The organism is Nocardioides luteus, assembly GCF_015752315.1.
Classification (GTDB): Bacteria; Actinomycetota; Actinomycetes; order Propionibacteriales; family Nocardioidaceae; genus Nocardioides.
The window spans coordinates 5,235,607-5,256,958 of record NZ_JADOVJ010000001.1 but is presented as its reverse complement, the minus strand read 5'-3'; the positions used below and the strand labels follow the sequence as shown (position 1 = coordinate 5,256,958).

Annotated in this window: 19 protein-coding genes; 14 read left to right on the top strand and 5 right to left on the bottom strand. The window is 70.4% G+C overall.

Annotation, left to right across the window (positions count from 1 at the left end; genetic code table 11):
* Positions 1–20 precede the first annotated feature (20 nt).
* Positions 21–2,837 carry a M4 family metallopeptidase gene (locus HD557_RS25185; protein ID WP_196875874.1) on the bottom strand — a complete coding sequence of 939 codons (2,817 nt, stop codon included), beginning with the start codon at positions 2,835–2,837 and terminating at the stop codon, positions 21–23.
* 180 nt (positions 2,838–3,017) lie between these two features.
* Here HD557_RS25185 and HD557_RS25180 point away from each other — a divergent pair, with 180 nt between their 5' ends.
* From HD557_RS25180 to HD557_RS25165, 4 genes are read left to right on the top strand one after another with little or no spacing between them, the layout of a single operon-like run.
* Positions 3,018–3,569, top strand: a complete 552-nt coding sequence (locus tag HD557_RS25180) for a PadR family transcriptional regulator (protein ID WP_040754676.1) — start codon at positions 3,018–3,020, stop codon at positions 3,567–3,569.
* A complete protein-coding gene (locus HD557_RS25175; RefSeq protein WP_196875873.1) occupies positions 3,566–3,715 on the top strand; it encodes a hypothetical protein in 150 nt (49 codons plus the stop codon). The genes HD557_RS25180 and HD557_RS25175 overlap by 4 nt, the downstream gene beginning before the upstream one ends.
* On the top strand, positions 3,708–4,430 hold the full coding sequence (locus HD557_RS25170; RefSeq protein WP_196875872.1) for an ABC transporter ATP-binding protein: 723 nt from the start codon (positions 3,708–3,710) through the stop codon (positions 4,428–4,430). The genes HD557_RS25175 and HD557_RS25170 overlap by 8 nt, the downstream gene beginning before the upstream one ends.
* On the top strand, positions 4,427–7,099 hold the full coding sequence (locus HD557_RS25165) for an ABC transporter permease (protein ID WP_196875871.1): 2,673 nt from the start codon (positions 4,427–4,429) through the stop codon (positions 7,097–7,099). Before HD557_RS25170 ends, HD557_RS25165 begins: the two co-directional genes overlap by 4 nt.
* 105 nt (positions 7,100–7,204) lie before the next feature.
* On the opposite strand, the gene HD557_RS25160 is transcribed toward HD557_RS25165, so the two are convergent.
* Positions 7,205–7,564 carry a VOC family protein gene (locus HD557_RS25160; protein ID WP_196875870.1) on the bottom strand — a complete coding sequence of 120 codons (360 nt, stop codon included), beginning with the start codon at positions 7,562–7,564 and terminating at the stop codon, positions 7,205–7,207.
* A gap of 114 nt (positions 7,565–7,678) precedes the next feature.
* Here HD557_RS25160 and HD557_RS25155 point away from each other — a divergent pair, with 114 nt between their 5' ends.
* The 7 genes from HD557_RS25155 (at position 7,679) to HD557_RS25125 (ending at position 16,697) form a co-directional block, all read left to right on the top strand.
* Positions 7,679–8,278 (top strand): TetR/AcrR family transcriptional regulator, encoded by a 600-nt coding sequence (locus HD557_RS25155; RefSeq protein ID WP_307785702.1) that lies wholly within the window; start codon positions 7,679–7,681, stop codon positions 8,276–8,278.
* A complete protein-coding gene (locus HD557_RS25150) occupies positions 8,275–9,069 on the top strand; it encodes a TIGR03084 family metal-binding protein (protein ID WP_196875869.1) in 795 nt (264 codons plus the stop codon). The genes HD557_RS25155 and HD557_RS25150 overlap by 4 nt, the downstream gene beginning before the upstream one ends.
* The gene (locus HD557_RS25145; protein WP_196875868.1) at positions 9,066–10,820 is read left to right on the top strand and encodes an acyclic terpene utilization AtuA family protein; all 1,755 of its coding nucleotides are present in this window, start codon (positions 9,066–9,068) and stop codon (positions 10,818–10,820) included. Before HD557_RS25150 ends, HD557_RS25145 begins: the two co-directional genes overlap by 4 nt.
* Positions 10,817–11,950, top strand: a complete 1,134-nt coding sequence (locus HD557_RS25140; protein WP_196875867.1) for an acyl-CoA dehydrogenase family protein — start codon at positions 10,817–10,819, stop codon at positions 11,948–11,950. Before HD557_RS25145 ends, HD557_RS25140 begins: the two co-directional genes overlap by 4 nt.
* On the top strand, positions 11,947–13,518 hold the full coding sequence (locus tag HD557_RS25135; protein ID WP_196875866.1) for an acyl-CoA carboxylase subunit beta: 1,572 nt from the start codon (positions 11,947–11,949) through the stop codon (positions 13,516–13,518). Before HD557_RS25140 ends, HD557_RS25135 begins: the two co-directional genes overlap by 4 nt.
* Positions 13,519–13,644: 126 nt before the next feature.
* Complete coding sequence (locus HD557_RS25130) at positions 13,645–15,534, top strand: acetyl/propionyl/methylcrotonyl-CoA carboxylase subunit alpha (protein WP_196875865.1); 1,890 nt, start codon at positions 13,645–13,647, stop codon at positions 15,532–15,534.
* Entirely contained in the window at positions 15,531–16,697 is a 1,167-nt protein-coding gene (locus HD557_RS25125; protein ID WP_196875864.1) for an acyl-CoA dehydrogenase family protein, read from the top strand. The genes HD557_RS25130 and HD557_RS25125 overlap by 4 nt, the downstream gene beginning before the upstream one ends.
* 63 nt (positions 16,698–16,760) lie before the next feature.
* Here HD557_RS25125 and HD557_RS25120 read toward each other — a convergent pair whose 3' ends face one another.
* The gene (locus tag HD557_RS25120; protein ID WP_196875863.1) at positions 16,761–17,477 is read right to left on the bottom strand and encodes an RDD family protein; all 717 of its coding nucleotides are present in this window, start codon (positions 17,475–17,477) and stop codon (positions 16,761–16,763) included.
* Between the two features lie 59 nt (positions 17,478–17,536).
* On the bottom strand, positions 17,537–18,097 hold the full coding sequence (locus tag HD557_RS25115; protein ID WP_196875862.1) for an RDD family protein: 561 nt from the start codon (positions 18,095–18,097) through the stop codon (positions 17,537–17,539).
* Between the two features lie 96 nt (positions 18,098–18,193).
* On the opposite strand from HD557_RS25115, the gene HD557_RS25110 reads away from it, so the two are divergent.
* Positions 18,194–19,330 (top strand): YihY/virulence factor BrkB family protein, encoded by a 1,137-nt coding sequence (locus HD557_RS25110; protein WP_196875861.1) that lies wholly within the window; start codon positions 18,194–18,196, stop codon positions 19,328–19,330.
* On the opposite strand, the gene HD557_RS25105 is transcribed toward HD557_RS25110, so the two are convergent.
* Positions 19,327–19,905, bottom strand: a complete 579-nt coding sequence (locus tag HD557_RS25105; protein ID WP_231380450.1) for a protein-L-isoaspartate O-methyltransferase family protein — start codon at positions 19,903–19,905, stop codon at positions 19,327–19,329. The two genes, HD557_RS25110 and HD557_RS25105, sit on opposite strands and share 4 nt — an antisense overlap.
* A 19-nt stretch (positions 19,906–19,924) precedes the next feature.
* On the opposite strand from HD557_RS25105, the gene HD557_RS25100 reads away from it, so the two are divergent.
* Together HD557_RS25100 and HD557_RS25095 are read left to right on the top strand one after the other, a co-directional pair.
* Positions 19,925–20,692: an enoyl-CoA hydratase family protein gene (locus HD557_RS25100; protein ID WP_196875860.1), complete on the top strand. Its 768-nt coding sequence runs from the start codon at positions 19,925–19,927 to the stop codon at positions 20,690–20,692.
* Positions 20,693–20,750: 58 nt separating this feature from the next.
* Complete coding sequence (locus tag HD557_RS25095; protein ID WP_196875859.1) at positions 20,751–21,278, top strand: hypothetical protein; 528 nt, start codon at positions 20,751–20,753, stop codon at positions 21,276–21,278.
* Positions 21,279–21,352 lie beyond the last annotated feature (74 nt).

The window sequence follows — 21,352 nt, the reverse complement described above, 5'->3', positions numbered from 1 at the left end:
GTCGTCGGGCCGGATCCGGATCATCGGATGGTGCTGGTGGCCGCCGAGGTGGCGGTCTTGGTGTAGTAGCCCGCCTTGCGGCCGGTCACCCGGACGCGGATGCGGTCGCCGCGGTCGACGGACCGGAGGCGGTACGTCTTTCCCGTCGCGCCCGAGATCGCGACGCCGTTGCGCAGCCACTGGTAGCTGAACGTGATCCCGGAGGGCTTCCAGGCGCCGGGGTAGGCGGTGAGCAGATAGCCGACCCTGCGGGTGCCGCCGATCGTCGGCGTGGCCGCGGTGAGGTAGCCGGCCGCGATCCTCGCGGTCGCCGCGCTCGCCCGGACACCTGGGTTGGCGGCCGGCCAGGTCGAGGAGTACGCCGTCACCCGGACCCGGATCTCCTTGGTGTGGTCGGCGCCGGCGAGCTTGTAGGTCGACGCGGTGGCACCCGAGATCGGGACGCCGTTCCGCAGCCACTGGTACTTCACGCTCGTGGCCGTCGGGCTCCACGAGCCCTTCGTCGCCGTCAGGGTGTAGCCCACCCGCGGGGTGCCGCTGATCGTCGGCGGCGCGGTGCTCGCGATGGTCAGCGGGTTGCAGGTGTAGAGCTCGATCCCGTCGACGAACCAGCCGATGAACGAGCCGACATTGTCGCCGCGTACGACCCACTGGAACTGGACGGTCTTGCCGGCGAACGCGGACAGGTCGACCCGAGAGCTCATCCAGCCGTTGGAGTCGCCGCCGAAGCCGGTCAGCGGCCGGGTGGGGCTGTTGAGCAGCAGCTTCTGCTTCGGGCCGTTCACCCAGGCCGTGGACGGGATGGCGGTCGCGACGCCGTTGACCAGCAACCGCGCCTCGCCGCCGTCGTAGTACTCGGGCGTGGGGTAGGCGGGGTCGCTGCCGGTGTACCACTCGAAGAGGTACCAGTGGCTGAACCGGAGGTAGGTCCGCTTTCCGGCCGGCACGTTGATCGCGGCCGTCGTCAGGCCGCTGGCCGTCGGGTCGCCGTACGTCTCCGGGTCGGGGTTCATGCCGAAGTCGGAGCCGTTGCCGTCACGGTCGTTCGCGGGGATGCCCTGCGCCGCGTCGGGCGCCGGGTTCCACAGCACACCTCGGCTGAGCGACGGGGTCGCCACCGCGGCCTTGCCGGTGCTTCCTGCGGGGCAGGTGTTGGGCGCCTCCGCGGGCCGGGTCGCGCCCGCCTTGGTGGGCGACTTCGCCAGCTCGGTCGCGTCGGTGGCGAGATTGACCTGGGTGCAGTCGTCCGCGGTGAAGCCGGCGGTGCCGGCGGCCACCAGCGCGGAGCAGCTGTTGGCCAGGGTGCGGCGCAGGTCGGCGTACTGGCTTCCGGAGACGAGGTGCTGGATCGTGTAGAGGTAGAGGGCCGCGGTCTTCTGCAGGGTCGGGTCACCGGCGTCGATGCCGGTGATGGTACGGCCGTTGAAGGTGCCGCCCTGGGAGATCAGGTAGGCCGTCTTGTTGCCGACCCCGCTGTTGGTGTGCACGCCGCCGCCGTCGGCGTAGTAGCTGAGGTCGTCGGCCTCCCACAGCGAGCTGGTCATCCGGTCGGGCTGGTCGTGCACCGTCGGGTTGGCGAGGTCGCGGATCGCGCCGAAGGAGGAGTCCTCGCCGACGCGCCAGTCGGTCGGGGAGTCGCCGGCGGTGGCGTAGCGGTGGTCGACGATCTCGCCCATGATGTCGGCCATCGACTCGTTGATGGCGCCCGACTCGTGCCAGTAGAAGAGGTTCGAGCTCTTCTCGATCACCCCGTGGGTCAGCTCGTGGCCGACGATGTCGTCGACCACCAGGCCCTGGCCGAGGTAGATCTGCTGACCGTTCCAGAACGCGTTGTCCATCGGGCACGGCGGCGTGTAGCCCGGCTCTGTCGGCTCGCAGTAGCGGGTCGTGGCGGTGATCGCCTTGGCGGTGGCGCCGCTGGACCAGCCGATCTCGTCGGTCAGGTCCAGACCGAGGGAGGCGTAGAGGTCGGAGGTCGCGCCGAGCATGTCGTACGCCGTGTCGACGTCGGCGATCCCGGAGGGTGCGTCGCCCTCGCGCCGCTTGACCGTGAGGCTCGTGTCGGCGCAGCCGGTCGCTGCGGCGCGGACGTTGGCGTTGTCGCAGATGCGGCGGTTGGCGTGGGCGATCTCGTTGATGTGCATGAGTACGCGGCCGGTGCCGGCGTGAACGAGCACGGTCTCACGGATGGTGGAGCCGTTGGTCACCGAGAACCGGAAGACGCTGGTCTCGCCGATCTGCGGCCCGCTGATCAGGTCGTCGTCGTAGAGCCAGGCGCCCTCGTCGTCCACGGTGAGGGCGGTGGCTCCGTGGTTGGCCTTGGCGACCACGGCCCTGGCCGCGTCCTCGGCCTTCGTCCGCACGGACTCGTCGGGCCCGGCGACATCCGTGGCTTCGGAGAGGCTGGTGGCCGCGGAGGTGAGGCCGCGGGCCTTGTCCAGTCCGATGACCACCTCGCCGCCGAGGACGGGGAGGCCGTCGACGTACTGCTCGTATCTGGTCACCGACCCACCGCCGACGGCCTTGCTGGTCGACGCCTCGCGCAGGTCCTTCTTGTCGGTGCCCAGCGCCTCCGCGGCGCGGTCGAGGTGGGTCTGAGCCGCCTTCGCGGGCTTGACGGTGGCCCCCAGCGGATCGACGGCTTCGGTCTTCGAACCGATGAAGTCGGCGATCCCGTCGGTGGTGCGATGGATGGTGAGTGGGACGTCGGCACGGTCCTGGTAGGTCGCGACCGGGTCGGGTTCGGCGGAGGCGGGCGGGGCCATCGGGATGACGCTCAGCCCGCCGAGGGCAAGTGCGGTCGCAGTCAGGGCGACGACGCGTCTACGAGCTGACACTTCGACTCCTTCGGGAGTGGGACCGGCCCGGAGGAGTTTCACGGGCCGACAAGACCGCCGGCCCGAACCAGCGGCCAGCAGTCTCCCAGGCAGGCGCAGGTGCCGTCGCCCGTATTTTCGCGACTTGCGACCGAGTGCATACTCGGTATATACATACTCAGTAACTAGGGAGGTGATCGAGTGTCCGTGAAGCACGCACTGCTGGCGCTGCTGGAGAAGCCGCGCTATGGCTACGAGCTGCGCGCCGAGTTCGAGCAGCGCACCGGCGCGAGCTGGCCGCTGAACGTCGGGCAGGTCTATACGACTCTGTCGCGACTCGAGCGTGACGGCCTCGTCGAGGCCGGAGGGACCGACGCGGAGGGACGGTCCCTCTATCAGCTGACCGAGGCCGGCAAGGTCGAGGTCAAGGGGTGGTTCGACACCCCCGTGGAGCGTACGCAGCCACAGCGCGACGAGCTCGCGATCAAGCTCGCGGTCGCGGTCGCGGTGCCGAGCGTGGACGTCGGCAAGGTCGTCCAGCAGCAGCGCAACGCGACGATGCAGGCGCTCCAGGGGTACCGGCGCCAGTCGCGGTCCGGTGCCGGGGACGACCTCGCCGGAGGGCTGGTCCTCGACCGTCTCGTCTTCGCGGCCGAGGCCGAGATCCGCTGGCTCGACCACTGCGAGGCCCGGCTCCGCCGGGCGGCCGCGTCGAGCACCGCGCCGGAACCCGTCGAAGGAGGGGACCGATGAACGCCGCCCTCGCCCACGACCTGCGCCGCCTCAGCCACGACCAGGACCGCTGGCTCGCCGACGCCCGCGAGCGGCTGAGCCGCCGCATCCACACATCGCCTGCCACCGCAGGCACCACCCAGACCAAGGAGTCCACCGATGAGTGAACCCGTCCTCCGGCTCACCGACGTGAGCCGCGTCCACGGCACCGGCGCCGCCGAGGTCCACGCCCTGCGCGGCGTCAGCCTCGCTGCGTACGCCGGTGAGCTGGTCGCCATCATGGGGCCGAGCGGCTCCGGGAAGTCGTCGTTGCTCACCATCGCCGGTGGCCTCGACTCGCCGACCTCCGGGTCGGTGACCGTCGACGGCCAGGATCTCGGCGAGGCCGGGATCAGCGGGCGCGCCAAGCTGCGGCGTACGTCGATCGGCTACGTCTTCCAGGACTTCAACCTGATCCCGGCCCTGACCGCCGCCGAGAACGTCGCGCTGCCGTTGGAGCTCGACGGCGCCGGTCGCCGATCGGCGCGGGCTGCGGCGAGGACGGCCCTCGAGGAGGTCGGGCTCGACGGCTTCGCCGACCGGTTCCCCGACGAGATGTCCGGCGGGCAGCGGCAGCGGATCGCGATCGCCCGGGCGATCGTCGGCGAGCGCCGCCTGATCCTGGCCGACGAGCCGACCGGGGCCCTCGACACCGAGACCGGCGAGGACATCCTCAAGCTGATCCGCGCGCGCTGCGACGCGGGTGCGGCCGGTGTGCTCGTCACCCACGAGCCGCGCTACGCCAGCTGGGCCGACCGGGTCATCTACGTGCGCGACGGGCTCGTCGTCGACGAGGCCGGCGAGACGCCGAGCACGGTGTTCGTGGACGAGGTGGAGGCATGAGCTCGGGTCTCGGCGGCTGGCGCCTCGCGCTCCGTATCGGGCAACGCGAGGCCTGGCGAGCGAAGTGGCGCAGCCTGCTGGTCGTCCTGATGATCGCGCTGCCGGTGGCGGGCGTGACCGCGGTCGCGGTGACGTACCAGACCTATGACGTCGACACCGTCGAAGGCCTCGATCGCCGCCTCGGCACCGAGGCCGCGGCCAGCATCGACGTCCAGACGGCCGGCGCGGTCCGGCAGGGGATCGACCCCGAGAACGCGTCCGAGTGGCTCGAGGACTCCGATGCCGACCCGCTCGACGCGGCGGGCGTCAAGGCCGTCATCGGGGAGCGCCCGATGCTCGAGGTGATGGACCGGACCTTCGACGTACGCACGGACAAGGGGGTCACCTGGGTCAGCGGTCTGGAGACGGATCTGAACGACCCGCTCGCCGCCGGGCTGACGCGGCTGACCGAAGGCCGCCTGCCTCAGGGGCCGGACGAGGTCGTGGTCAACTCGACCCTTGCCTTCCGGGGACCCGGCATCGGCGAGGAGCTGCAGATCCCGAACGGCGACATCGACGAGGTCCGCAAGGTCGTCGGCATCGTCGAGTCGTCGACCGTACGCAACGACGCCTTCGTCGCCGGGCCGGACCTTCCGGTCGACTACGCCGGTGACCGCTCGACCTGGCTCGTCGGCGGGGCGCCGGTGACCTGGTCCGACATCGAGGACCTGAACGCGGCGGGCGCCTTCGTGCTCTCGCGCTCGGTCGTCCTGGACCCATCGCCCGCCGCACTCGCGGCCGACAAGGACATCCGTCCGCCGATGGGCGCCCCGGACCCCTCCGAGGTCGTGGTCATCGTCCTCATCGTGGTCATGGTGATCCTCGAGGTGGTCCTGCTGGCCGGACCGGCGTTCGCGGTCGCGGCCCGGCGCCAGGCGCGTGACCTCGCCCTGATCGCCGCCTCGGGAGGGACCGCGCGTCAGTCGCGCCGCGTCCTGCTCGGGATGGCGATCGTCATCGGTGCGGTGGCGGCGGTCATCGGCGCCGTGCTCGGGGTCGGGCTGGCGCGGCTGCTCCAGCCGCTCGCCCAGGATCAGGTCTCGGCCTGGTTCGGTCCGTTCGAGGTGCCGGGGCTGCAGGTCCTGGCGGTGGCCGTCATCGGGTTCGCGGCCGCGATCTGCGCGGCGATCGTGCCGGCCTGGATCGCCTCGCGGCAGAACGTCGTCAGCGTGCTGGCCGGGCGGCGCTCCGAGAGCCTGCCCTCGCGGCGGTCGCCGATCATCGGCCTCGTGCTGATCGCAGCCGGGATCGCAGCCGCGGCGTTCGGCACCCGGAACGCACTCAGCGGCATCCCGATCGCCTTCGGCGTGCTGCTCTGCGTCGCCGGGCTGCTGTTCATCCTGCCGGTCCTCGTCTCGCTGGCGGCTCGGTCGAGCGCCCGGATGCCGCTCGTCATCCGCTTCGCGACGCGCGACGCCGACAGGCACCGCACCCGGACGGTGCCTGCCGCCGGGGCGATCGCGGTGACGGTCGTCGGCGTGGTCACGCTCGGGATCGCGTTCAGCAGCGATCGGGAGCAGAACGAGGAGAGCTATCTGCCGTCTTTCGCGATCGGCGACGCCGTGGTGCATGCGCGACACAGCGAGACCGAGGACGAGACCGATGCCGAGGAGTCGGCGGCGCGGTGGAACAGCATCGCCGCGCAGGTCGAGAAGGCCATCCCCGGGGCGACGGCCACAGCGACGTCCAGCGCGGTGGTCGACGACGACGGACGCTACGTCGCCGTCGAGAGCAGCGACGGCGCGATGGTCTCGCTCGACACCACCCTGGGCGAGTTCGGCGACCTCATCGTCGCCGGTGCCGACGGGAGCCTCCCGCCGGTGGTGGCGCGCTCGCTGTCCGAGCGGGACACCGCCACCGCTGCCGAGACGCTGCGGTCTTCCGGAGCGGTGGTGTTCACCACCGACGACAAGCTGCTGTCCTCGCAGTCCGCGCACCTGGTCGTCAGGGAGTGGTCCGAGGAGGACGGCGAGGACCGTGACGTCGCCACCGTCGAGGTGCCGGCGACCTATCTGGACGTCGGTGAGCGGGCCGCGCCTGCGTACGCGGTCGTGACGCCCGCGATGGCCGAGCAGCTCCGTGTCGAACCGCAGGTCACGGGCCTCTACGTCGAGAACGCACGGCTCAGCGCCGAGGCCGAGACCGATCTCGACGAGGCCCTCGCCGCCGGCCAGTTCTCCACGACGATCCTGGTCGAGCGCGGCTACGTGGAGAGGGACTCCGTCGTGATCGTCTGGATCCTGCTGGTCACCCTGGGATCCGTGCTGATGATCGGCGGCGCGCTGACCGCGACCCACCTCGCGATCAACGACGCCCGCCCCGACCTGGCGACCCTCTCGGCGGTCGGTGCCAGGACGCGTACGCGGCGCGGGGTCGCTGCCTCGTACGCCCTGGTCGTGGCGCTGCTCGGGGCGATCCCGGGCGCGCTGATCGGCTTCGTGCCCGGCATCGCGATCAGCTATCCGATCACCACCGAAGGCTGGCCGGAGCGCGACAGCGTCGCCTCCCACTACCTCGAGATCCCCTGGGATCTGGTCGGGATCGTGGTCGTCGGACTGCCGCTGCTGATCGCGCTCATCGTCGCGGTCACCACCCGCGGCCGGCTCCCGATGGTCGCCCGAGTCGAATAGGGACTTCTGGCGGGCCGAATCCTCAGTTGTGGGCGACGAAACTCGAGTTTCGTCGCCCACAACCACATTCTCGGCTCGCCACTTCTACCGACTCGGCGGGGCCTGTCAGGCCTGGCAGAGGCAGAACGGGTGGCCGGCGGGGTCGAGGAAGACGCGGAAGGTCTTGCCGGGTTGGACCTCGTGCTTGGTGGCGCCGAGGGCGATGGTGGCCGCCTCGGCGACGTCGAGGTCGTCGACGAAGACGTCGAGGTGGGACTGCTGGGGTACGTCCTGCGAGGGCCACTGTGGCGCGCGGTAGTCCTCGACGGCCTGGAAGTTGAGGGCGCCTCCGTCACCCCAGGCCTCGGCCCAGCTGCCGTCGTCGTCGACCTTGGTCTCCCAGTCGAACAGCTTTGCGTAGAAGGTGGCCAGGGCTGCCGGGTCGGGGCAGTCGATGACCCATTGCGGATTGCGTGCGATAGCCATGGGTCCGACGTTAGGACCGGTTCCGGACGTTCGGCTTCCGCCTGTCGTGGCGTCGTCTCAGAAATATACAGTCAGGGTTGACTGTTTGTTTCTGGCGCGGAAGAGTGCCTGCCTGTGATCCAGGCCACCCGCGTACCCCAGGAGGAGCGCACCCGCGCGATGCGGGCGCGCCTCCTCGATGCCACCGTCGAGCTGCTGGCCGAGCGCGGCTTCGCCGGGACCACGACCACGCTCGTCTCCCAGCGTGCCGGGGTCTCCCGCGGGGCGCAGCTGCACCACTTCCCGGCGAAGAACGACCTGGTCGTGGCGGCGGTCGAGCACATCACCGAGGCTCGCGGCGAGGCGTTGAAGGAGGCGGCCGGAGCGCTCCCGGAGGGCGGGCAGCGTACGCGGCACGTGCTCGCCATGCTGGCCGAGCAGGTCACCTCGCCCGTCTTCGCCGCCGCCCTGGAGCTGTGGGTGGCGGCGCGCACCGACGAGCAGCTCGCCGCGGCGGTGGGTCCGCTCGAGCAGCGGATCGGCCGCGAGCTCCACCGGGCCACGGTCGAGCTGCTCGACGTGGACGAGAAGAAGCCGGGGGTACGCGAGCTCGTGCAGGCCACGCTCGATCTCGTCCGCGGCCTGGCACTGGCTGACACGATTACCGACGACGCTGCCCGACGCGAGCGGATCCTCGACCACTGGGCCGAGGTTCTGGAAAGAGAGCTGCGATGAGTCTGCTGGATGAACTTCTCGAGGACCTCTCCATGGAGGGGTTCGAGCTGCGCCAGGTGGTGGCGGGGCTGAGCGAGGCGGGCTGGCGCGAGCCGACGCCCGCCGAAGGGTGGGACGTCGCCGCCCAGATCGCCCATCTGGCCTGGACCGACGAGGCCGCGCTCGCCGCGACCGAGTGGGTGGCAGGTGACGCGACCGCCTGGGACGAGTTGGTCAATGAAGCCATCAAGAACCCCGAGGGCTACGTCGACGAGTCCGCCCTGGCGCTGGCCACGATGCCGGCGACGGAGCTGCTGCAGCACTGGGACGGCGTACGCGGCGAGCTCGCCGGTGCGCTCGCGAACGTCCCGGACGGGAAGAAGCTGCCCTGGTTCGGGCCGCTGATGTCGCCGGCCTCGATGGCGACCGCGCGGTTCATGGAGACCTGGGCCCACGGGCTGGACGTACGTGAGGCGCTCGGCCACACCTACGAGCCCAGCGACCGCATCAAGCACGTGTGCCATCTCGGCACCCGCACCCGTGACTTCTCCTACGGCGTCCACGGCCTGACCCCGCCTTCCGACCCGTTCCGCGTGGAGCTCACCGCCCCGTCCGGCGAGCAGTGGGTCTGGGGGCCGGAGGACGCGACGCAGGGCGTCCGGGGCCCGGCGTACGACTTCGCGCGTCTCGTCACCCAGCGCATCCACCGCGACGACACCGCGCTGGAGACCACCGGCGACGACGCCGAGAAGTGGCTGACCATCGCCCAGGCGTTCGCCGGGCCCACCGGTGGCGGGAGGCCCAAGAAGTGATCACCATCGGCAACTGCTCCGGTTTCTACGGTGACCGGTTCTCGGCGATGCGCGACATGCTCGAAGGCGGTCGGCTCGACGTGCTGACCGGCGACTATCTCGCCGAGCTCACCATGCTCATCCTCGGCAAGGACACCCTCAAGGACCCGACGACGGGCTACGCCAAGACGTTCCTGCGTCAGGTCGCGGACTGCCTCGACCTCGCCCTGCAGCGGGACGTCAAGATCGTCTCCAACGCCGGCGGCCTCAATCCCGCCGGCCTCGCTGCCGCCATCGAGGCGCTCGGGACCGGCGCCAAGGTGGCCTATGTCGACGGCGACGACCTCCGGGGACGCCTCGACTCCCACCCCGACGCGTTGACCGCCAACGCCTACCTCGGTGCCTTCGGGATCGCGCACGCGCTCGACGCCGGCGCGGACATCGTCGTGACCGGCCGGGTGACCGACGCGAGCGTCGTCGTCGGGCCGGCGATCGCCCACCACAGCTGGAAGCGCGACTCCTACGACGAGCTCGCCGGCGCCGTGGTCGCCGGCCACGTGATCGAGTGCGGCACCCAGGCCACCGGCGGCAACTTCTCCGGGTTCCTGACCATGTCGCCGCAGGCCCGCGCGCGTCCGCTGGGGTTCCCGGTCGCCGAGATCGCCGTCGACGGCTCCTCGATCATCACCAAGCAGGACGAGACCGGCGGCACCGTCACGGTCGACACGGTCACCGCACAGCTGCTCTACGAGATCCAGGGGCCGCTCTACCTCGGTCCCGACGTCACCACCGACCTCACCTCGATCCGGCTCCAGGAGGTCGGCATCGACCGGGTCGCCATCACCGGCGTGACCGGCACCCCGCCACCGGCCACGCTCAAGGTCGCGGTCAACTCGCTCGGCGGCTACCGCAACTCCGCCGAGTTCGTGCTCACCGGGCCCGACATCGACGCCAAGGCCGCCTGGCTGCGTGACCAGCTCGACGCCGAGCTCCCGATCGGGCCCGACTACACCTGGTCGACCTACCGCATCCCCGCGCCCGACTCCCCGACCGAGGAGGGGGCCGCCTGCATCCTGCGGCTCAACGCGCGGGCCGCCGACGCCGACGCCGTCGGACGTGCCCTCACCGCTCCGGCCATCGAGCTGGCGCTCGCCTCCTACCCGGGCTTCCACGTCACCGCGCCCCCGGGGCGGCCGTCTCCGTTCGGGATCTACAAGGCTGCGTACGTCCGGCGCGACCGCGCCCCCGAGACCGTCCATCTCCCCGACGGCTCGACCTACGAGGTTCCGTCGCCCCTCGCTTATGCCGAGGCGTCACGTACGTCGGCCGAGACGTCACGCGCGTCGAGCGAGAGGACCACTCGACCGACGGGAGCGACGCCTCGACCGACGGGAGCGACGCCTCGGCCGGTGGGGGCGACGCCTCGGCGAGCGCTGGGCGAGCTGGTCTACGCGCGGTCCGGGGACAAGGGCGGCGACGCCAACCTCGGGCTCTGGGCGCCGCAGTGGCGGCCGGACGCGGTCGTCGAGTGGCTGCTGGACACGGTCACGCCGGAGTGGGTACGGGCGCTGCTGCCGGAGGCCGAGGACCTGGCCATCGACATCACGCCGCTGCCTCACCTGCGTGGCGTGAACATCGTCATCCACGACCTGCTCGGCGAAGGAGTGGCGGCCTCGACGAGGTTCGACCCGCAGGCGAAGGGCCTGGGCGAGTGGGCCCGGAGCAGGATCGTCGACGTACCTGTTGAACTCGGCCCGGAGGAGCTCCTGTGAGCGACGACCTGTTCCAGCTGGGCGCCGAGTTCGCCCGCCGTGAAGTCTTCCCTGACCTCCAGGTTTGGGAGGACAACCAGGAGATCCCGCGCGAGGCCCACCTGGCCGCCGCGAAGCAGGGGCTGCTCGGGATCGGGTTCCCCGAGGAGGCCGGCGGCGAGGGCGGCGGACTGGCCGACACCGTCGCGGTGACCGAGGGGATGATGTCCGAGGGCGCCTCGTCCGGCCTGCTCGCGGGCCTGTTCACCCACGGGATCGCGCTGCCGCACATCGCCAAGCACGGCTCGCCCCACCTGATCGAGACGTACGTGAAGCCGACCCTGGCCGGGGAGAAGATCGGCAGCCTCGCCATCACCGAGCCCGACGGCGGGTCCGACGTCTCCCACCTCCGCACGACCGCGGTCCGCGACGGCGACGAGCTCGTCGTCAACGGCGCCAAGACGTTCATCACCAGCGGCGTTCGCGCCGACTTCGTCACCACCGCGGTCCGCACAGGCGGCCCGGGGGCCGGCGGCATCAGCCTGCTCGTGATCGACAAGGACACGCCTGGCTTCACGGTCACGCGCAAGCTCGAGAAGATGGGCTGGAAGTGCTCCGACACGGCTGAGCTCGCGTTCGAGGACGTACGCGTCCCGGCCGCCAACCTCGTCGGCGACGAGAACGCGGGCTTCATCTACATCGCCGAGGCGTTCGTGACCGAGCGGATCGCGCTGGCCGTCCAGGGCTACGGCACCGCCGCCCGCTGCCTGGCGCTCACCGCCGACTACTGCCGCCAGCGCACCACGTTCGGTGAGCCGTTGATCAAGCGTCAGGTCGTACGCCACAAGCTCGTCGAGATGCACCGGCAGGTCGAGGTCGCCAAGGCCTACACCCACGCCGTGGTCGCCCGCTACGACCGCGAGGGCTCGACACAACAGACGATCGCCGAGGCGGCGCTGGCCAAGCAGACAGCGGTCGAGGCCTGCACCTGGGTCGTCGACCAGGCCGTCCAGCTTCACGGCGGGACGGGATACATGCACGGGACCGAGGTCGAGCGGCACTACCGCGACGCCCGGATCCTGCCGATCGGAGGAGGAGCCACCGAAGTGATGACCGACCTGGCCGCCAAGCTGTTGGGCTACACCTCATGAGCGGGAACCGAGAAGCCCTCCTCGAGAAGATCGAGGCCCTCGACGCCGAGCACGCGAAAGCCGCGGCCGGCGGCGGCGAGAAGTACGTCGCCCGCCACAAGGCCCGCGGCAAGCTCCTCGCCCGCGAGCGGATCGAGCTGCTGCTGGACGAGGGCAGCCCGTTCCTGGAGACCCAGCCGCTGATCGGCTGGGGCAGCGACTTCCCGGTCGGTGGCTCGATCATCACCGGCATCGGTCTGGTCGAGGGCGTCGAGTGCATGATCGTCGCCAACGACCCGACGGTGAAAGGCGGGGCGCTCAACCCCTACTCCCTCAAGCGCTCCTTCCGGGCGGCCGAGATCGCGGAGAAGAACGGTCTCCCGACGATCAACCTGACCGAGTCCGGCGGCGCCGACCTGCCCACCCAGAAGGACATCTTCATCCCGGGCGGCAAGGGCTTCCGCGATCTGACCAGGTCCTCCGCCCGCAAGCAGCCCACCATCTCGGTGGTCTTCGGCAACTCCACGGCCGGTGGTGCGTACGTCCCCGGCATGAGCGACTACGTGATCATGGTCAAGGAGGGCGCGAAGGTCTTCCTGGCCGGCCCGCCGCTGGTGAAGATGGCCACCGGCGAGGACACCGACGACGAGTCGCTGGGCGGCGCCGAGATGCACTCGCGCATCTCCGGCTCCTCCGACTTCCTCGCGGTCGACGAGCACGACGCCATCCGGCAGGCGCGACGCGTCGTGGCCCGGCTCAACTGGCGCAAGCGCGGCCCGCAGCCGAAGGCGAGCTACGAGCCCGACCTCGACCCCGACGGCCTGCTCGACCTGATCCCGACCGACCTGAAGGAGCCCTTCGACCCGCGCGAGGCGATCCTGCGGATCGTCGACGGGACCGGTCCCGACAACGAGGTGGCGTTCGACGAGTTCAAGCCCCTCTACGGGCCGAGCCTCTGCGTCGGCTGGGCGCGGCTGCACGGCTACGAGATCGGCATCCTCGCCAACGCGCGTGGCGTCCTCATGAGCGAGGAGGCCCAGAAGGCGGCGCAGTTCATCCAGCTCGCCAACCAGAAGGACACCCCGCTGCTGTTCCTGCACAACACCACCGGCTACATGGTCGGCACGGAGTACGAGCAGGGCGGCATCATCAAGCACGGTGCCCTGATGATCAACGCGGTCTCCAACTCGACCGTCCCGCACCTGACCGTGATCATGGGCGCGTCTTATGGCGCGGGGAACTACGGCATGAACGGCCGAGCCTATGACCCGAGATTCCTCTTCACCTGGCCCTCGGCCAAGTCAGCGGTGATGGGACCGGCCCAGCTCGCCGGGGTGATGGAGATCGTCGCCCGCGAGTCCGCTGAGAAGAAGGGCGAGGTCTTCGACGCAGAGGGGTTCAAGGGCGTCAAGGAGATGGTCGAGGGGATGGTCGAGGAGCAGTCGCTGCCGATGTTCCTCTCCGGCCTCGGCTACGACGACGGGGTCATCGACCCGCGCGACACCCGCACCGTCCTCGGCCTTTGTCTGTCGGCGATCGCGACGAAGGAGATCGAGGGGGCGATGAACTTTGGTGTCTTCCGGATGTGACCAGCCACCGTCGGTCGAGCCCGCGAGCGAAGCGAGCGGTGTCGAGACCAACACAGTCGACTCTGTTGGTCTCGACACGCCTCCGCCTAGCGGCTCCGGCGGCTCGACCAGCGAAAGGGAATGCCCATGATCAACCGAATCTTGGTCGCCAACCGCGCCGAGATCGCCTCGCGCGTCTTCCGCACCGCCCGCAGGCTCGGCATCGAGACCGTCGCGGTGCACTCCGACGCCGACGCGGCTCTGCCGTTCGTGGCCGAGGCGGACCATGCCGTACGTCTCCCGGGCAACGCGCCCACCGAGACCTACCTCCGTGCCGACCTGGTCATCGAGGCGGCCAAGGTGGCCGGTGCCGACGCGATCCACCCGGGCTACGGGTTCCTGTCCGAGAACGCCGACTTCGCCCGCGCCGTCGAGGCGGCCGGGCTCGTCTGGATCGGACCCGCTCCCGAGTCGATCGAGCAGATGGGCTCGAAGATCGAGGCCAAGAAGATCATGGCCGCGGCCGGGGTCCCGGTCCTGGAGGCGCCGGCCTCGCCGGTCGAGGCCGACCTGCCGCTGCTGGTCAAGGCCTCCGCCGGCGGCGGTGGGCGCGGGATGCGGATCGTCCGGTCGCTCGACGCGCTCGCTGCCGAGATCGCTGCCGCCGAGGCCGAGGCCGCCTCGGCGTTCGGGGACGGGACCGTCTTCGTCGAGCCGTACGTCGAGGCCGGCCGTCACGTCGAGGTCCAGGTCGTCGGAGACGGTGCCGGCAACGTCGCCGTCTTCGGTGAGCGCGACTGCTCGGTGCAGCGCCGCCACCAGAAGGTCGTCGAGGAGTCCCCGGCCCCGCTGCTGCCCGATGCCGTCCGGTCGGCGCTCCACGAGGCGGCCCGCAACGCCGCCGCAGCGATCGACTACCGCGGGGCGGGCACCGTCGAGTTCCTCTACGACGCCGCCTCGGAGCGGTTCTGGTTCCTGGAGATGAACACGCGGCTCCAGGTCGAGCACCCGGTGACCGAGCTGGTGCACGGCGTCGACCTGGTGGAGCTGCAGATCGCTGTCGCCGAGGGTGTCTCGGGGGCAGTGTCGGCAGGCTCGACCACCGACGTGAACGGGCATGCGATCGAGGTGCGGCTCTACGCCGAGGACCCGTCGGCGGACTATCAGCCGCAGTCGGGGACGCTGACCAAGCTCGAGTTCTCCAGCGACGCCCGGATCGACGCCGGCTACACCTCGGGCTCGGAGGTCAGCACCTTCTACGACGCGATGCTGGCGAAGGTGATCGTGCACGCGCCCACGCGCGAGGCGGCGATCCGGCGGCTGGTCTCGGTGCTGCGTACGGCCAAGATCCACGGCCTGGTGACCAACCGCGAGCAGCTGATCGGGATCCTCGGCTCGGACGCGTTCCGCAGCGGCGAGGTCACCACCGCTCTGCTCGCGAAAGAAACTCTTCTTTCATCGGCCGAGGACCCCGGTGCCCCCGTCGCGGCCGCGATCGCCCTGGCCGAGCGGACCCGTCGGCCGGGGATCCCGGTCGCCTGGCGCAACGTCGTCAACCAGCCCCAGCGGACGGTCTTTGAGGACGGCTCCGAGGACGGTGTCACCGTGGAGTGGTACGGCACCCGCGATGGCTACCGCATCGATGGCTTCGACGTCATCGATGCAGGTCAGGAGCGGGTTGTCCTCGAGAAGGACGGCCTGCGCACGACCTACGCGATCGCGATCGCGGGCGACCGGATCGACCTCGACTCCTCGTTCGGCCACACCGCGCTCCGGAAGCGGCCGAGGTTCACCGACCCGGCCACCCAGACCCAGCCCGGAAGCCTGCTGGCACCGATGCCGGGATCGGTCGTCGACGTCCTGGCCGAGGCCGGCAGCGACGTCACCGAGGGCCAGCCGCTGCTGGTCCTGGAGGCGATGAAGATGCAGCACACGGTGACCGCGCCGACCGGCGGCGTACTCACCCAGATCAACGTCACACCAGGAACCCAGGTCGCCGCCGGCGAGGTGCTGGCCGTCGTAGAGGAGGCAGAATGACCACCGCGTTCACAGAGCCCGAGGAGCGGACCGCGCTGCGCGAGGCGGTCGCGAAGCTGGCCGGCAAGTACGGTCACGACTTCGTCGCCAAGCAGGCCCGTGAGGGCGGCAAGATGACCGAGATGTGGCTCGAGATGGGCCACAACGGCTTCCTCGGCGTCAACATCGCCGAGGAGTACGGCGGCGGTGGCGGTGGGATGAGCGACCTGGCCGCCGTGCTCGAGGAGGCCGCGACCGCCGGCGCCCCGCTGCTGATGATGGTCGTCAGCCCCGCGATCTGCGGCAGCATCATCGGCCGCTGCGGCACCGAGGAGCAGAAGAAGCGCTGGCTTCCGGCCATCGCGGACGGCAGCCTGCTGATGGCCTTCGGGATCACCGAGGCCGACGCCGGCTCCAACTCCCACAAGATCACCACCACCGCCAAGCGCGACGGCGACGAGTGGGTCCTGAACGGCCAGAAGACCTTCATCTCGGGCGTCGACGAGGCCGACTCGGTCCTCATCGTCGCCCGCACCGAGGACGCCAAGACCGGCAAGCTCAAGCCCGCCCTCTTCGTGGTCCCGACCGACTCGGAGGGCTTCACCAAGCAGGTCATCCCGATGGCCTGGGAGGCGCCGGAGAAGCAGTTCACGCTCTTCATCGACGACGTACGTCTCCCCGCCGACGCCCTCGTCGGTGACGAGGACGGCGGCATCTGGCAGCTCTTCGCCGGCCTCAACCCCGAGCGGATCATGGGCGCCGCGCTCTCCTGCGGGATGGCCCGCTACGCCCTGGCGAAGGCGGTGGAGTACGCCGCCAACCGCTCGGTCTGGAAGGACGCCCCGATCGGCTCCCACCAGGGCATCGCGCACCCGCTGGCGAAGGTCAAGATCGAGCTGGAGCAGGCCCGCCTGCTGTGGCAGAAGGCCGCCGCCCTCTACGACGCCGGCGACGACGCCGGTGCCGGGGAGTACGCCAACATGGCCAAGTACGCCGCCGGCGAGGTCGCCTGCAACGCCACCGACGCCGCGGTCCACACCCATGGCGGCAACGGCCTGACGGTGGAGTATGGGCTGGCCAACCAGCTCGTCGCCGCCCGTCTGGGCCGGATCGCCCCGGTCAGTCGGGAGATGATCCTCAACTACATCGCCATGCACACCCTGGGGCTTCCGAAGTCCTACTGAGCACGCGGAGATAGGCGCAGGGCCGGTCGTGTGAGCGACCGGCCCTGCTGCGTACGTCTGTGTCTACTTCTTCGGCTCGGAGACGACGATCGTGCTGAGGATCTTGTCGGCGAAGGTCTGCCGCTTCTCGTCCCACAGCGGCCACAGGTAGCCGATGTAGCAGGCGAGCTGGTCGAGGTAGTGGACGAAGAAGCGCCCGATCGAGAACCAGGTGCCGAGGACCTGGCCGTCGGCCTCCTTGACCACCTTGATGCCGAGGACGCCCTTGCCGATCGTGTAGCCGGTCTTGCCCTGCTTCAGGCCGTAGTTCCAGAACAGGAAGGCGAGACTCACCAGGAAGCCGATGAACAGGAGGAGCCCACCGATGGCCATGAGCGCCCCGTTGGGCTCCCCGCCGGGGGTGTACATGCCGGTGTTCGGGTCGTACTCCGAGGCGGTGCCCGAGGCGGCCCCGGCGATGAGCAGGCCGTAGCCGATCCAGAACGGGATCATGGCCACCGCGCCGACGAGCCCGTCGATGATCGCGGCGCCGACGCGTGCACCCCAGGAGGCGTACGGCGGGGTCGGGGCGCCATAGCCGTAGCCGGCCGGGGCGGCGCCGTAGCCGGGTGCGGCGGGGGCGGCGCCGTAGCCGGGAGCGGCAGGAGCGCCGTATCCCGGCGCGGGAGGAGGCGGCGGAGCGCTGGGCTGACCGTAGGCCGGTGCGGGCGGCGGAGTCGGCGGCAGAGGCTGGCCGGAGGGGTCCTGCGGGGCGCCAGGAGGCGGGCCGTAGTTAGACATGGGGCCGAGTATGGCCACATCTCAACGTAAATGTCAGCGCACACGCCTGGGCGCTGCGGCTAAGAGCGGGGCTCCACGACGACCAGCGTGCCGACGATCTTGTCGGCGAAGGTCTGCCTCTTGTCGTCCCACAGCGGCCACAAGTAGCCGATCATGCAGAACCCGTCGAGGACGTGGAGGAACTGCCGCGCCAGCGCGACCGGGACGCCCGTCGTGGCCTGCGAGTCCCGTCGGACCAGCTTGATCCCGACGACCCCCTTGCCGATGGTGTAGCCGGTGCGGCCCTGCTTGAGGACGTGGTTCCACACGGCGAAGGCGAGCCCGCCGATCCAGCCGGCCACGGTCACCAGCAGGCCGAACGCGGTGACGAAGAAGCCGGACTCCTGCGACAGCCCACCGCCCACACCGGCGACCAGGTAGAACGGCAGCAGCAGGGCGACGTCGATCAGCGCACCGGCCACCCGGCGGCCCCAGGTCGCGAGCGGCGGCCCGGCCGGGACGTACGACTGCTGTGCCCAGGGCGGGGCCTGGGGCTGCTCGCCCGGTCCACGAGCGGGGTCCTGCGGGGCGCCTGGCGGCGGCCCGGTCGGCGGGCCGAAGTTGGACATCTGGTGGGTCATCTCCTCGAGTGTGCAGACCTGCTGACCTGACCGACGTTCAATCTATCGGGTCAGGCAGGGGTTAGCCTGACCCTTATGGCTGGAGCGGCGAAGGCAATGGATCGGGCTCAGCGCCGGTTCCCGCCGGTCGCGTTCCCGATCGCTGTCGTCTACAAGTTCTACGAGGACCAGGGCAACAACCTCGCCGCGATCATCACCTACTACGCGTTCGTCGCGGTCTTCCCGATCCTGCTGCTCGCCTCCTCGATCCTCGGCTTCGTGCTGGAGGGCAACCCGGGCCTGCAGGAGGCGGTGCTCGACACGGCGCTGGCGCAGTTCCCGATCATCGGCGACCAGCTCGGCCGCAAGGAGCTCACCGGGTCGACCGGCGCGATCATCGTCGGTGGTCTGGCCGCCCTCTACGGTGCGCTCGGCCTCGGCCTCTCGATGCAGAATGCCGTCAACACCGCCTGGTCGGTGCCGCGCAACAGCCGTCCCAACCCGATCCTGCTGCGGGTGCGGTCGCTGTTCATGCTCGCCGCCGGCGGCCTGGCCATCCTCTCGGTCACCGGCTTGTCGCTGGTGCTGAGCCACACCGACTTCCTCGGGTTCAAGGCGGTCGATATCGGCTACTGGCTGGTGATCCTCGGCACCGTCGCGATCGTCACGGGCATGCTGTGCGTCGTCTTCCGGATGGCCACCACCCGTGACCACTCGCTCGCGCACGCCCTGCCGGGCGCGATCACGTTCGCGATGCTGTGGCAGGTGCTGCAGTACTTCGGCGCGGAGTTCGTCCAGCACGTCCTCGCCGCCACCCGAGGCATGAACCAGACCTTCGCGCTGGTCCTCGGTCTGGTCGCCTTCCTCTACATCGCGGCGCTGATGGTGGTGATCTCGATCGAGGTCAACGTCGTCTACTCGCGTCACCTGTGGCCGCGCGCGCTGCTCACCCTCTTCACCGACGACGTCGAGCTGACCGAGGCCGACCGCCGCGCCTACGCGAGCTACGCCCTCATGCAGCGTCACAAGGGCTTCGAGACCGTCGCGGTCACCTTCGACGGTCCCGACGGGAACACCCACGAGATCGTCATGGACCCCTCCTGGCTCCGCAAGACCGCCCGTCGGATCCGTCGCCGCGACGAGTTCAGCCGGCCGCTGCCCCCGACCACACCGCCGCCCCCGGCGCCGCCGGGCAAGCTCCGCGCGGTGCCGCACCCTGACGAGGGCGAGCGGCCGCGGCGTACGGGTCCTTAGGCCTTCCGCAGCGGCACGAAGCGATACCAGCCGTGGCTGCTCAGGCGCGCGGTGCCGGTCTCGTTCCGTTCGACCAGCATCATCAGGCCGGCGACCGGGACCACCATCCGGCCGGGCGCGGCGAGCTGGTCCATCAGCTCGCTCGGCATCGCCTCGGCCTCGGCGGAGACGAGGATGCGGTCGTACGCAGCCTCCCGGGGCCAGCCGAGCACCCCGGCCTTCGCCTTCTCGATGCGAGCCCACGGCTGGTGGGTGGCCGCCAGGTTCCGGCGGCCGAACCGGACCAGCGACGGCTCCAGCTCGACCCCGACCACGCTCCCCGCCGGGCCGGTCAGATGGGCGAGCAGTGCGGTGGTCCAGCCCGATCCGGAGCCGACGTCGAGCACCTTGTCGCCCGGTGCGACCTGGAGAAGGTGCAGCATGTCGGCGACCGTTCGCGGCTGCGAGTTGGTCTGCCCGTGGCCGATGGGAAGCGGCTCGTCGAAGCCCGCGAAGTCACGCTCCTCGGGTGGGAGGAAACCCTCCCGGGGGATGGCGGAAAATGCATCGAGGACCGGGTCCACACCCCCAGTCAAGCACCGTAAGGTCTGCCCCATGACTGAGTCGCCCGAAACCACCGCTGAGCTCGTCCACCTCGATGTCGCCGACGGCGTCGCCACCATCACCCTCGACTCGCCGGCCAACCGCAACGCGCTCTCGCGCCAGCTGGTCACCGAGCTGTTCGAGGCGCTGCACGCGGCCGACAAGGACGCCTCGGTCAAGGCCGTCGTGCTTCAGGCCACGGGCACCGTCTTCTGCTCCGGCGCCGACCTCTCCGAGGCCGCGACGGTGCCGATGGAGGAGGGCACCCGCGGGATCGTACGTCTCCAGCGCACCATCGTCGCCCTGACCAAGCCCGTCGTGGCGAAGGTCCAAGGACCGGTGCGCGCCGGCGGTCTCGGGCTCGTCGCCGCCGCCGACATCGCGATCGCCGCCGACACCGTCTCCTTCGCGCTCACCGAGGTCCGGCTGGGCCTGGCCCCCGCCGCGATCTCGCTCTCGATCCTGCCGCGGATCGACTCCCGCGCCGCCTCCCGCTACTTCCTCACCGGCGACAAGTTCGACGCCGCCGAGGCCGCTCGCATCGGCATCCTGACCGCCGCCGTCCCCGCCGAGTCGCTCGACGACGAGGTCGCTGCCATCACCTCCTCGCTCCTCGAAGGCTCCCCTCAGGGCCTGCGCGAGACCAAGCGCCTCATGGTCCGTGGCCTGGTCGAGCACATCGACGCCGGCGGCGAGGAGATGGCCGCCCTCTCCGCCCGCCTCTTCGGCTCCGACGAGGCCCGCGAGGCGATGACCGCCTTTCTGACCCGGAAGAAGTAGGAGGCGCGGGACCCGGAGTGTCCCTATGCTCCCTTCGGTCCGAGGGAAAGAGGTGGGGATGCTCAAGGTCCTGTCAGGTCTGCTCGGCCTCGTTGTCGTCGCCGGGGTCGTCTGGGTGATCGATCCTTTCGGGGACGACGGACTGGTGTGGGACGCGAAGCCAGACGTGTCGGTCGAGCCCTCGGCGGTGCCGTCGGCCGCGCTGCCGGATGACAGCGAGGTCGTGATCAGCTGGGAGACGGCGGACGCACACGAGCTGCTCGACCCGGCCGGCCACACGATCGAGTTCACCACCACGCGAGATGACTTCCGGGCGGAGCTCGGTTGCGACTTCGAGATTCCGGGCGATCTTCACGTCTACCTCTCGGCTGACGGGTGGGACCAGGAGAGCGCCCAATGGTGCACCGAGCCGCGGGCCAACCACTTCGCCAGCGGGGGCGGGTCGGTCATCCTCGGCGGGCCCGGGAAACACTCGATCACGCTTCGAGCTCTGCACAAGGACGGGTCGCCGTACGTCCCCGCTGACGGCACGATCGAGATCAACCTGGCCGTGATCGACCACGTCGAGGGCTGGGTCGGCGGATAGCCGCCTGGCCACCGGCAGTCGACTGGTGGCGTCCGTGCCCGCGTTACCCCACGTCGGGGTAGAGTTGTCTCCTT